Annotated in this window: 10 protein-coding genes and 1 tRNA gene; all 11 read left to right on the top strand. The window is 51.1% G+C overall.

Annotated elements, in window-relative coordinates; translation table 11 throughout:
• Positions 1-239, top strand: a 239-nt coding sequence (locus tag ACYVJM_RS31480; RefSeq protein WP_461152091.1) for a hypothetical protein, incomplete at its 5' end; no start/stop codon positions are given.
• A 25-nt stretch (positions 240-264) separates the two neighbouring features.
• Positions 265-2670: a M1 family metallopeptidase gene (locus ACYVJM_RS31475; RefSeq protein WP_461152090.1), complete on the top strand. Its 2406-nt coding sequence runs from the start codon at positions 265-267 to the stop codon at positions 2668-2670.
• 104 nt (positions 2671-2774) lie between these two features.
• Positions 2775-2848: transfer RNA gene (locus tag ACYVJM_RS31470), tRNA-Pro, on the top strand.
• A 103-nt stretch (positions 2849-2951) separates the two neighbouring features.
• Complete coding sequence (locus tag ACYVJM_RS31465) at positions 2952-5312, top strand: outer membrane protein assembly factor BamB family protein (protein WP_461152089.1); 2361 nt, start codon at positions 2952-2954, stop codon at positions 5310-5312.
• Between the two features lie 335 nt (positions 5313-5647).
• Positions 5648-7051, top strand: a complete 1404-nt coding sequence (gene leuC, locus ACYVJM_RS31460) for a 3-isopropylmalate dehydratase large subunit (protein WP_461152088.1) — start codon at positions 5648-5650, stop codon at positions 7049-7051.
• Between the two features lie 106 nt (positions 7052-7157).
• Positions 7158-7754: a 3-isopropylmalate dehydratase small subunit gene (leuD, locus tag ACYVJM_RS31455; protein ID WP_461152087.1), complete on the top strand. Its 597-nt coding sequence runs from the start codon at positions 7158-7160 to the stop codon at positions 7752-7754.
• A gap of 113 nt (positions 7755-7867) precedes the next feature.
• Positions 7868-9388 (top strand): alpha-isopropylmalate synthase regulatory domain-containing protein, encoded by a 1521-nt coding sequence (locus ACYVJM_RS31450; RefSeq protein ID WP_461152086.1) that lies wholly within the window; start codon positions 7868-7870, stop codon positions 9386-9388.
• Positions 9389-9474: 86 nt separating this feature from the next.
• Positions 9475-10170 carry a class I SAM-dependent methyltransferase gene (locus tag ACYVJM_RS31445; RefSeq protein WP_461152085.1) on the top strand — a complete coding sequence of 232 codons (696 nt, stop codon included), beginning with the start codon at positions 9475-9477 and terminating at the stop codon, positions 10168-10170.
• A gap of 127 nt (positions 10171-10297) precedes the next feature.
• The gene (gene leuB, locus ACYVJM_RS31440; RefSeq protein WP_461152084.1) at positions 10298-11374 is read left to right on the top strand and encodes a 3-isopropylmalate dehydrogenase; all 1077 of its coding nucleotides are present in this window, start codon (positions 10298-10300) and stop codon (positions 11372-11374) included.
• 260 nt (positions 11375-11634) lie between these two features.
• Entirely contained in the window at positions 11635-12774 is a 1140-nt protein-coding gene (locus tag ACYVJM_RS31435; RefSeq protein ID WP_461152083.1) for a 2-isopropylmalate synthase, read from the top strand.
• A gap of 116 nt (positions 12775-12890) precedes the next feature.
• A complete protein-coding gene (locus ACYVJM_RS31430) occupies positions 12891-13352 on the top strand; it encodes a hypothetical protein (RefSeq protein WP_461152082.1) in 462 nt (153 codons plus the stop codon).
• The last annotated feature ends 217 nt before the right edge of the window (positions 13353-13569 follow it).

Here is a 13569-nt window from a genome sequence, read left to right as displayed (position 1 = left end):
TCAACGATGTGTCGATCAACAAGGTGATTGCCACCGCCAAGAAGGTGAAGCAGTGGACGCTGGACCCCTACTACGAGATTGCCGACATCAACCCGGAGGACAACTCGTTCCCGCCGGTGGCCCAGCCAACGCGTTTCCAGTTATTCAAGCAGCAGCAGCGGGGCGGTGGCGCGGCTCCTAACCCCATGCAACAGCAACGTCAACAACAACCCGCTAAACAAGGCACTGGTCGAAATTAAAAAAGCATCAACTCCCTGATAAACTATGAGAAAACTCCTGTTAATGGCGAGCCTGACCTTCTGGTCGGCCGCTTCGATGGCACAGGCTCCAGCGGCCCCAACCCAGAATGCCAACTCGCGTTTTGAGCAGTTAGGCCCCATGCTGCCTACCCCTAATACGTTCCGTACGGCTTCCGGCGCGCCCGGCAAGGACTACTTTCAGAACCGCGCCGATTACGACATCAAGGTAGAACTTGACGACGCCAATCAGAAGATCATCGGTTCCGAGACCGTTACCTACCATAATAATTCGTCTGACGAGTTACCGTTTATCTGGCTTCAGCTCGACCAGAACCTGTTTGCTAAAGGTTCTACCGGCAGTGTAACCCGCACCGGCAGCGTGAGTGAGAGCGGTATGAGTTTCGCCCAGTTGCAGAACCTGACCTCGGTTCGGGAACGCAGCAGCCAGCAGCCTTCCGACAAATTTGGCTATCATATTACCTCGGTGAAAGATGCTAAAACAGGCAAAGCGCTTCAATACACCATCAACCAGACCATGATGCGCATCGATCTGCCGACAGGGCTAAAACCCGGCGGCAGTTATTCATTCAACGTGGACTGGAATTACTTCGTAACAGAGTATTACGGCCGGAGTGGCATGGAGTACTTTGCGAAAGATGGCAACTACAACTACTTCATTGCCCACTGGTTTCCTCGTCTGTGCGCCTACAGCGACGTAACGGGCTGGCAGAACAAGCAGTTTCTGGGTCAGGGTGAGTTTACCCTCATCTTCGGCAACTATAAAGTCGCCATAACGGCTCCCAGCGACCATGTGGTGGGAGCTACCGGTGAGTGCCAGAACTACAAGCAGGTACTCTCGCCAACGCAACAAAAGCGTATGGCGCAGGCGGCAACATCGAAAAATCCGGTTGTTATCGTCACGCAGGCCGAAGCCGAAGAAGCGCTCAAAACCAAACCAACCGATAAGGTCGGCAAGAAGACGTGGGTATACGCAGCTCAGAACGTCCGTGACTTTGCGTTTACCAGCAGCCGTCGGTTTATCTGGGATGCTATGCAAACCGACGTATACGGCGATGGCCATAAGATTTGGTCGATGTCGTTTTACGCCAAAGAAGGCAACCCGTTATGGGGCCAGTATTCGACCCGCGTTGTTGAGCACACGCTTCGGTCGTACGGCAACCGAACCATCAAGTACCCGTATCCGGTAGCCATTTCCTGCCATGCAACGGCGGGTGGCGGTATGGAGTACCCCATGATCTCGTTCAACGGCGGTCGCCCCGAACCCGATGGCACCTACTCGGAACAGACGAAAGCCGGTATGATCGGGGTGATCATCCACGAAGTGGGACACAACTTCTTTCCCATGATCGTCAACTCCGACGAGCGGCAGTGGACCTGGATGGACGAAGGCTTGAACACTTTCTGCCAATATCTGGCGGAGAAAGAGTGGGATTACAACTTCCCCACCCGCCGGGGTGAGCCTCAACTGATCGTCGACTACATGAAGTCGGACAAATCGGTATTGTCGCCCATCATGACAACCTCTGATAATGTAATTAACCTGGGTGCCAACGCCTATGCCAAACCGGCTACAGCGCTGAACATCCTGCGCGAGACGGTCATGGGCCGCGAACTCTTCGACTATGCCTTCAAAGAGTACGCCCGTCGCTGGGCTTTCAAAACCCCTGAGCCGGCCGACTTCTTCCGCACCCTGGAAGATGCCTCCGGTGTTGACCTCGACTGGTTCTGGAAGGGCTGGTTCTACGGTGTTGAGCCTGTCGATCAGGATTTAGTCGAAGTTGACTGGTTCCAGGTCGATTCGGGCAATCCGGAAGTAACGAAAGCGGCAGCCCGTGCCGAAGCCAAACGGCGCGCCGGTACCATCAGCAAGCAGCGCGATGCCGCCACGCAGGCCGAAACGGTTGTAGCAAAAGACTCTACCATGAAGGACTTCTACAACAGCTACGACCCCTATGCCGTCACGGATGCCGACAAGAAGAAGTACCAGGATTACCTGGCCACGTTGACTCCTGACGAGCGGAAAACGCTGGAGACGAACGCAGCGACGAACTTTTACACCCTATCGCTGAAAAACAAAGGTGGTCTTCCGATGCCGGTTATCATCCGGATGGAGTTTGAAGACGGTACCGATTCGGTAGCCCGTTTCCCGGCCGAGATCTGGCGTTTTAACGATGTGTCGATCAAGAAAGTCATTGCCACGCCTAAAAAGGTGAAGCAGTGGGTTCTGGACCCCTTCCAGGAGATTGCCGACATCGATACGGAAAACAATGCATTCCCACGCATGGCGCAACCCACGCGTTTTCAGTTGTTCAAGCAACAGCAGCGTTTTGGTCCGCAGGGACCAAATCCCATGCAGCAGCAACGGCGGGCAAACCAACAACCGGCGGTACAGGGTAGCGGGAAGAATTAATGACTAATGGCTAATAGTTAATGTACAATGGGTGAGGATACCACAGAATTTCCATCTTTATCCATTGTACATTGACCATTATCCATTACTTTTGCAAACCAATTCGGGATGTAGCGCAGTCCGGTAGCGTGCTTGCATGGGGTGCAAGAGGTCGTGGGTTCGAATCCCGCCTTCCCGACAAAAAAAAGGTCAACTCATTGAGTTGGCCTTTTTTTATGCCCAAATGTATGTTAGCTTGAGTAATCTTCTACACGAATAAACCCTCCCATTATCCTGGCTAAATGAAGAATTTATCTATATCCATTGGCTTGGCCCTTATCTGTCTCCTTTTTCATCCAGGCTTGAAAGCGCAACAGTCCTCAAAGCCTAAAGCCGCGTTAACGGCTAATTTGGGCGTTTATACCCGAAAACAGGTCGAAGCAGGAGCTGCCCTCTTTGCTACGCATTGCGCGGCCTGTCATGGGCGGGATTTAAGGGGCACCGAAGGCGGTAATGCGCTGGTTGGCGAGCGGTTCGTTGGCAAATGGAGCGCTCAATCAGTAGGGCAGCTGTTCGACCTGACCAAGTCGTCGATGCCCAAAACCAATCCGCATTCGCTGGATGATGCGTCGTACGCGTCGCTGATCGCGTTTATCCTGAATGCCAACGGTTTTCCGGAAGGCGATGTGGCGTTACCGTCGGCGACAGCGCGGCTGAGGGCGATTCCGATTGGAACCCCTCCCCCCTCATCGCGGGTGAGTATGCAGTTTAAACCCGCCGTGTACACGGAGAAACCTATCACCATTGAAGGCGACTGGCGACAGCACCGGAGCGACTATGCCAGTTCCAACTACTCGCCCCTGAGCCAAATTAATAAAGACAATGCCAAACAGCTCAAAATTGCCTGGCGCTGGAAGACCGATAATTTTGGCCCGAACCCGGAGTTTTATTTTAAATCGACACCCCTGATGGTGAATGGCGTGCTGTTCACCACAGCAGGTTCGAACCGAACCGTAGCCGCCATCCAGGCCGAAACCGGGGAAACCTTGTGGACATTCCGGTTCGACGAAAAAGACCGAAAGACCTATGTGCCCCGTCAGAATTCCGGCCGGGGAGTTGCCTACTGGACCTCGCCCGACAAAGGGAAAGACCGGGTTATTTATATCACGCCCAGTTTTCAACTCATCGCCCTCGATGCGCAGACCGGGCATCTGATCTCCGATTTTGGCGATAACGGCGTGGTGGATCTCAAGAAAGGCCTTGGCCCGCATGTCGACCCGCTCACCTCCACCATTGGCTCAACCTCGCCCCCCATCATCGTCAACGACGTGATTATCATGGGTGCCAGTTTCCCCGTTGGGCTGGCCCCCACTTCTAAGAAACAGGTTCGGGGCGACATCATGGGGTATGATGTAAAGACCGGCAAACAGCTCTGGATTTTCCGCACCATTCCGCAAGCCGGTGAAGCCGGAAATGAAACCTGGGAAAAGGATAGCTGGCAATATACCGGAAACGCCGGAGCCTGGGCACCCCTCACGGCCGACCCGGCTCTGGGCTATGTGTATTTGCCCTTAGAAGCCGCAACGGGTGATTTTTATGGCGGGCACCGGCCGGGCAACAACCTGTTTTCGCAGAGTCTGGTTTGTCTGGATGCCCAAACGGGCAAAAAGGTCTGGCATTACCAACTCATCCACCACGACATCTGGGATTATGACTTACCCGCCCCGCCTATTCTGGCCGACATACGCGTAGACGGCAAACCCATCAAAGCGATTGTACAGGTCACCAAACAGGCGTTTGCGTTCGTGTTCGACCGCATCACCGGAAAACCCGTCTGGCCCATTGAGGAGCGTCCCGTTCCCAAAAGCGATGTAAAAGGCGAATGGACATCGCCCACGCAGCCCTTCCCCACCAAACCAGCCGCTTTTGACCGACAGGGCTACTCCGATAGTATTCTGGTCGATTTCACGCCCGAGATCAGGAAAGCCGCCCTGAAAATTGTGAGCCGGTATAAAAAGGGGCCGCTGTTTACTCCCGTTAGCGTCTATGATCCACCCAAAAGCTTAGGCACGCTGATGCTCCCCGATGCGGTGGGTGGGGCCAACTGGCAGGGCGGTGTGGTCGACCCCGAAACGGGCATGCTGTATGTATCGTCCAGCACCGTTATCCGGCCCATGAGTCTGGAGGCCGCTCCCGCTATTTCGGACATGGATTACGTGGCCTACATGGGCAATGCCCGCATTGGTCCGTATGGCTTGCCGCTGGTAAAACCACCTTACGGACGAATCACGGCCATCGACCTGAACACCGGCGATCATAAATGGATGGTACCCAACGCCGACACGCCGAGTTGGGTAAAAGACGTTCCCGCTCTGAAAGGCATCAAAATTCCCCGAACGGGTTTGCCGGACCGGGTGGGTATGCTGGTCACCAAAACGCTGCTGTTTGCCGGAGAAGGCGCGGGCCTCTACGGCTCCGATGGCGGTGGCGGCAACAAGTTTCGGGCGTATGATAAAGCAACGGGAAACATCATCTCCGAAATTGAGCTACCCGCCAACCAATCCGGCCTGCCCATGACGTATTCCATAAACGGCAAGCAGTACATTGTTGTGGCCGTTGGCGCGGTTGGGCACCCGGGAGAATTGGTGGCGTTGTCGTTATAAGTTGTTGTATCAGACAGCATCTTGCGGTCTAGATTTCAGGTAAAAAAGCAACCTACTGTGAAGTCAGGTTTAAGAACCTGACACCACGTAAGCCAATAAGCTTTATGAAACCTACCGGGCTTGTTTTAAGAGCTCGGCTTCACTGTAAGATACGGCCAAATACAAATACCGCTTTCCACCCAACTAACCCACTTGAACTAAAATCGCTATTTACTGGACGAATGGCGGGATTAGCCATTGACTAAGATTTATCAATTTTGTAGCCACCTTTCTCTATCCCCGTGATGGTTGGAAAGCACTAAAGAAATTACCGCGATTAGTTATCCTCTATAGTTATGAGTACCCCAAAAACCCTGTTCGATAAAGTCTGGGATGCACACGTCATCCGGCAGGTTAAAGATGGTCCCGATGTGTTGTTCATCGACCGTCATTTTATCCACGAAGTAACGAGCCCGGTGGCTTTTTTAGGTCTTGAAGGCCGTGGCGCAACGGTATTGTATCCCGACCGCACCTTTGCTACCGCCGATCACAACACCCCAACGATTAACCAGCACCTGCCCGTTGCTGATCCCATGTCGGCTAATCAGCTGGCAGCTCTGGAGCGCAACGCCAAAACGTACGGCATCTCCCACTGGGGTCTGGGCCACATCAAAAACGGTATCGTGCACGTTGTTGGTCCCGAAAACGGCATCACCCTGCCCGGCATGACCATCGTTTGTGGCGATTCGCACACCTCAACACACGGTGCTTTCGGGGCCATTGCCTTTGGTATCGGTACATCGGAAGTAGAGATGGTGCTGGCTACGCAGTGCATCATGCAGCCGAAGCCGAAGAAGATGCGGATTACCGTTAATGGTAAGCCTGGTAAAGCAGTGTTGCCTAAAGACGTTATCCTGTACATCATTTCGCAGACATCGGCCAGCGGTGCTACGGGTTACTTTGTCGAATACGCCGGTGAAGTGTTCGAGAACATGACCATGGAAGGCCGCATGACGGTTTGTAACATGACCATCGAAATGGGTGCGCGTGGTGGTATGATCGCTCCCGACCAAACTACCCTCGACTACCTCAAAGGCCGCGAACTGTCGCCCAAAGGCGAGCAGTGGGACAAACTCGTTCCGTATTGGGAATCTCTCAAAACCGACGAAGGCGCTACGTTCGACCTCGACCTTACCTTCGACGCTGCGGATATTGAGCCACAGATTACTTACGGAACGAATCCTGGTCTGGGCACCGGTGTTACGCACCAGATCCCAACCGCCGACAGCGTAAAAGATGGCTCTGCCAGCTACAAGAAATCGCTGCAATACATGGGCTTCCAGGAAAACGAAAGCATGATTGGCAAGCCGGTCGATTTTGTGTTCCTTGGTAGCTGCACCAATGGCCGGATTGAAGATTTCCGCGCCTTTGCGTCGATTGTAAAGGGCCGCAGGAAAGCCGACAACATTACGGCCTGGTTAGTACCAGGTTCGCACATCGTTGAGAAACAGATTCAGGAAGAAGGTATTCTGGACATCCTGACCCAGGCCGGTTTCGAACTGCGTCAGCCGGGTTGTTCAGCCTGCCTGGCCATGAACGAAGACAAAGTTCCGGCGGGTAAGTACGCCGTGTCGACCTCCAACCGCAACTTCGAAGGTCGGCAGGGGCCGGGTGCCCGCACGCTGCTGGCAAGCCCGCTTGTAGCAGCCGCTGCCGCCGTTACGGGTGTCGTTACTGACCCTCGCGAGTTTCTTAACTAGTCTGAAGTTTGATGTTTGACGTTTCACCACCTGGTTATCGGTAGATAGCCAGATGTATGATAACGTCAAACTTTAAACGCCAAACTTCAAACCAACCTTCACAAAAATGGCTTACGATAAATTTACCATACTCCGCAGCAGTGCCGTTCCCATGCCGATTGAGAACGTCGACACGGACCAGATTATTCCCGCCCGTTTCCTGAAAGCCACCGAGCGTAAAGGATTTGGCGACAACCTCTTCCGCGACTGGCGGTACAACAACGACAATTCACCCAAAGCCGATTTCGTCCTGAACGACCCAACCTATTCGGGCAAAATCCTGGTGGGTGGTAAAAACTTCGGCAGCGGATCGAGCCGCGAGCATGCCGCCTGGGCCATTTATGATTATGGCTTCCGGTGCGTCATATCGAGCTTCTTCGCCGATATTTTCCAGGCCAACTCCATTAACGTCGGTATCCTGCCGGTTCGGGTTAGCCCCGAATTCCTGGAGAAGATCTTCGCAGCCATCGAAGCTGATCCGAAGACTGAACTGGAAGTGAATCTCCCGGCACAAACCGTTACGTTGCTGGCAACGGGCGAAAGTGAAAGCTTCGCAATCAACGAATACAAGAAGCACAACCTCACCAATGGCTACGACGACATCGACTATCTGCTGTCGATGAAAGAAGAAATCGGAGCCTTCGCCGAATCGAGACCATTTTAAAGAGTGAAATCGAACCGCCGAAGCGGAATGAAAGTGCGAAAGAGTGGCTTACGCGTAAACAATTCCGCCATATAAGCCGCTCTTTCACCCTTTCGCTCTTTCGCCCTTTGCCTATGAAACGTCGCTACATTGAAATAATGGACACGACACTCCGCGATGGTGAACAAACCAGCGGTGTGTCGTTTTCTGCGTCCGAGAAACTGGCGCTGGCTCAGTTACTGCTTACCGAAGTCAAAGTGGATCGGGTAGAGATCGCTTCGGCGCGGGTATCGGCGGGTGAGTTGGAAGCCGTGCAGCAGATTACCCGCTGGGCTGCCAGCGTCGACCTGATCGACAAGATTGAAGTACTCACCTTCGTTGACGGCCAAGCCTCCCTCGACTGGATGCAGGCATCCGGCGCCAAAGTCATGAACCTGCTCACCAAGGGTTCTCTTAACCACCTGACGCACCAGCTCAAAAAATCCCCCGACGAGCATTTTACGGACATAAAACAGGTTATTTGTGCGGCTGGTAAACTGGGTGTGCAGGCCAATGTTTATCTCGAAGACTGGAGTAACGGCATGCGTAATTCGCCGGAATACGTCTTTCAATACCTGGATTTCCTCAGTACGCAACCCATTTTACGCGTACTGTTGCCCGACACACTGGGCATTCTAACGCCCGGCGAGAGCTATACATACGTTAATCAGTTAGTGACCCGCTACCCGGATCTGCACTTCGACTTCCACGCACACAACGATTACGACCTCAGCATTGCCAACGTGATGGAGGCCATTCGGGCAGGAGCGCACGGTATACACCTGACCGTTAACGGGCTGGGCGAACGGGCTGGCAACGCACCATTGGCCAGCGCTATTGCCGTGTTGCGCGACTTTATGCCGGAGGTCCGAACGGGTGTTAGCGAAAAATCCCTGTATCAGGTCAGCAAGATTGTCGAGACGTTTTCTGGGCTACGTATTCCCGACAACAAGCCCGTTGTTGGCGACAATGTGTTCACTCAAACGGCGGGTATCCATGCCGATGGTGACAAGAAAAACAACCTGTACTTCAACGCCCTGTTGCCTGAACGCTTTGGCCGGAAACGCAGCTACGCACTTGGTAAAATGTCGGGTAAGGCCAATATCGAGAATAACCTGCGCGAGTTGGGTATTCAGTTGTCGGAAGATGATCTCAAAAAAGTCACGCAGCGGGTTATTGAACTGGGCGACCAGAAAGAAGTGGTTACGCGCGAGGACTTGCCCTACGTTATTTCCGATGTGTTGAATACCAACTCCATCGCATCGCGGGTCGAAGTCCTGAATTACGTACTGACTCATTCCAAAGACCTTAAGCCGTCGGCTACGCTTCGGGTACGCATTGCCGATGAGCATTTTGAAGAAAGTGCCCAGGGCGATGGTCAGTACGATGCGTTCATGAACGCCCTGAAAAAGATCTACAGCAAGAAAAAACTGACTTTACCGCTACTGACCGATTACGCCGTACGGATTCCAACCGGCGGTCGAACAGATGCCCTTTGTGAAACAATTATCACTTGGAAGCATAAAAACGGGGAGTTCAAAACACGGGGACTCGATTCAGATCAGACCGTATCGGCCATTAAAGCCACTCAAAAAATGCTCAATACCCTAGACTAAAAATGACGATTCGTTTAATAACTTCGTGCTCAGTAAAAAAAGCATACAACGTTATTTCATTTACTTCGTCTCCCAAATAGTTAGTTATGAGTCAGGCCAAACAAACGGCAGAAAAGGTAGATTACAACGGGGCTGACAACCTGGCCATGATGAGCCACGCTATTAATTATAACGGCGGTCTCTTCAAATGGATATCAAGCGATATTCGCCCCGGCGAAGCCATATTGGATTTCGGTGCCGGGAATGGTGAATACGCCAACCGCTTCCCAATTGGTACTGTTGATGCCGCCGAGATTGACCCGGAACTGCTGCCGCTGATCAAACAACCTGTGTATACGGACATCAGCACATTGGCTAAAACATACGATTTGATCTATACCATCAACGTCCTGGAGCATATTGAGCACCACGACGAAATCGTCAAAGAACTATTCAAAAAGCTCAAGCCGGGTGGCCGCATCAAGGTTTTTGTGCCGGCCCGGCAGGAGATTTTCAGTAATATGGATGAACACGTAGGTCATTATCGGCGCTACGACAAAAAGCTGGTCCGCCAGATTCTGGAAGATGCCGGATTGCGCGTTACGGATTGCCGGTACTACGATTTTGCAGGCTATTTTATTTCATTGATCTATAAATGGCTTGGTAAAGATGGTCGAATCACCAAAGAGTCTATCATCTTCTACGACCGGGTTATTTTTCCGGTAAGCCGCCTGCTTGATAGCCTTACGGGCGGACAAGTTATTGGCAAAAATGTTATTGCCGAAGCCGTGAAGCCTAAATGACCCACTCGATTTACTTACCCAATCTACCAATTTTAATTTTCAATTCGTTCGTTTAGCTTGCCCATCGCAAAGGAAGACCAGCGATTAATAGAACGTCAACCTTTCTTTTGCTCTTTTGTCTCTTAAAATGAAAAAACACATTGTAGTTATTGCCGGTGATGGCATCGGTCAGGAAGTAACAGCTGTTGGTAAACAAGTGCTGGACGCTATTGCGGAGAAGTACAATCACGAGTTCACCTACGATACGGCGCTGATCGGTCATGCTGCTATTGAAGCCACCGGCAATCCTATCCCCGAAGAAACCATCACCAAATCGAAAGCATCAGACGCGATTCTTTTTGGTGCCGTCGGTCACCCCAAATACGACAACGACCCATCCGCCAAGGTTCGTCCTGAGCAGGGCTTATTAGGTATACGTAAAGCGTTGGGCCTGTATGCTAACCTACGCCCTATTAAACTGTTCGACGAACTGCTAAGTGCTTCGAGTATCCGGCCGGAAATTCTCCAGGGCGCTGATATCCTCTTCTTCCGCGAGCTTACGGGCGATGTTTATTTCGGTGAACGTGGACGTAAAGACGAAGGAAATACAGCCTACGATACAATGATCTACAGCCGTTATGAAGTGGAGCGTATAGCGATAAAAGCCTTCGATGCCGCCATGACCCGTCGCAAAAAGCTTTGCTCTGTCGATAAAGCCAACGTTCTGGAATCATCGCGTCTGTGGCGGGAGGTTATCCAGGAAATCGCCCCCCGTTACCCTGAAGTAGAAGTAGAGCATCAGTTTGTCGATGCGGCAGCTATGCTACTAATTAAAGACCCCAAGCGTTTTGACGTCGTTGTTACCGGCAATCTGTTCGGTGATATTCTGACCGACGAAGCCAGCCAGATTGCCGGTTCGATGGGCATGCTAGCCTCGGCTTCTATAGGGGATACCACAGGGCTGTACGAGCCTATCCATGGTTCGGCGCACGACATCACCGGTAAAGGTGTAGCAAATCCACTCGCGTCTGTACTGTCAGTTGCTTTGATGCTGGATATATCCTTTGGTATGAAGGCCGAAGCAGATGCCGTTGTCAATGCTGTTGATTCCGTATTAAAGGCTGGTTTCCGCACCCGCGACATTGCGGAATCCAATACAGCTGCGGATAAAATACTCGGCACGGAACAAATGGGCGCCCAGATTTTACAGCGCCTGGGCGCTTAATTAAAACAGATTAAATTAACCGTCTAAAACTTTTGGCGATTTGTAAAATTGTCAAAATCATTTATTTTTGTAGCGTATTTACGCAATCAGCGAAATTTCGCAAACTAAAAAATGACCCTATTCCTACTCTGCCGACTGCAAAATTTAAACGTTTTCTAAGACGGAGAAGGATACGCTATACCGAAAAAGCCCTTTCTCTGCTTTGAGAGAGGGCTTTTTTCATAATAAACGAATCATAAACTACTTCAATATACTGAATTATGAGCCAGCGAGTTTATATTTTTGATACTACTCTACGCGACGGGGAACAAGTGCCGGGTTGCCAGTTAACCACCGAAGAAAAAATTGTAGTGGCTAAAGAACTGGAGCGGATGGGCGTTGATATCATTGAAGCTGGTTTCCCTATATCGAGCCCAGGCGATTTTCGTTCGGTCGTTGAAATATCAAAAGCCGTAACCGAGCCGACTATTTGTGCGCTCAGCCGTGCGGTAAAAGGGGATATTGATGCCGCTGGCGAAGCACTGAAATGGGCGAAGCGTGGACGTATTCATACAGGTATTGGTTCGTCAGACATTCATATTCGGAATAAATTCAACAGCACAAGGGAAAATATCCTTGAGCAGGCGATAGCAGCTGTAAAGCACGCTAAAACGTACGTAGAAGACGTAGAGTTTTACGCCGAAGACGCCGGCCGTGCAGATCTTGCTTTTCTCGCCCAACTAACGGAGGCCGTTATCAAAGCGGGTGCTACTGTTGTTAATATCCCGGATACAACGGGCTATTGCCTACCGGATGAATACGGCCGAAAGATAGCCTACATCTATGAGCATGTTTCGAACGTTCATGAGGCAACCATTTCCATCCATTGCCACAACGATCTTGGGTTAGCTACAGCCAATACACTGGCAGGCGTTATGAACGGCGCACGGCAGGTAGAAGTGACCATGAACGGTATTGGTGAGCGTGCTGGCAATACGTCGCTTGAAGAGGTGGTTATGGCCATCAAAGTGAAGAAGGAATTAGGGCTCCATACAAATATCGATACAACCCGACTTTTTCCGGTTAGTAACCTGGTATCGCAAATGATGCGGATGCCCGTGCAGGCCAACAAAGCCATTGTTGGCCGTAATGCCTTTGCTCACTCCTCTGGTATTCACCAGGACGGCTTCCTGAAGCACTCGGAGAACTATGAGATCATGAACCCGCATGATGTGGGCGTACCCAAATCGTCAATTGTGCTAACAGCCCGTAGCGGTCGTCATGCATTGAAACACCGGCTCGAACTACTCGGCTTCCGCTACGACAAGCCAACACTCGACGGCATTTATACCCGTTTTCTGGATATGGCCGATATCCGAAAAGAAGTTAACGATAAGGACTTAATGGAGCTGGTTCGTTAAGACGAAAGCCCGATCTGATCGGGCTTTTTTCGTTAGTTAGGAACGATGAACAAAATGGCTAAAACTGCTGTTTCGCGAGAAGAACAGGTAGTAAATAAACTAAATTTCAAATCATCATGGCCCGCCCAACGCCCGAGTTAATTTATGCCCTTCGTCAAACAGCCCAGAATTTACAGCATGGCGCTCCTTATCAATGGGGGCATATGGGTGGCTGTAACTGTGGAAACCTCGCACAACAGCTTACAAAGCTTAATAAGCAACAGATTCACCAATATGCGATGCAACGTCATGGCGATTGGAATGAACAAGCAGAGGACTATTGTTCAACTAGTGAGATGCCCATTGATCTATTGATTAATGAAATGCTCAATGCTGGACTAGTCCTTGAAGATATTAAACACCTTGAACGCTTAGATGATCGGCAGGTATTGCTACGTTTTCCTTTAGAACAAAGATATCTGAAGCATAATGTACGGCAGGATGTAATTGCTTACATGAATGCCTGGGCCGATTTGCTGGAGGAGGAATTGTTGGAGAAAATTACATTGCCAGCTATAGAAGCCTTTGAAATGGCGTAATAAATGAATTATTGATACGCATTAAAGACGCTAAAAAAGGCTTTCATACCTATGAAAGCCTTTTTTAGCGTCTTTATATTTTACCCTGACTTAAACGCAAAAAGCCGTTCACTGGGTGAACGGCTTTCGCTGTTTCAATAGGTGGCATCTTCCTACTCTCCCGCTTATGACAGCAGTACCATCGGCAGTACGGGGCTTAACGGCTCTGTTCGAAATG

The sequence above is a fragment of the Spirosoma pulveris genome, assembly GCF_054781875.1.
The sequence above is the reverse complement of the archived record's forward strand: the minus strand, read 5'-3'. Positions and strand labels throughout refer to the sequence as shown.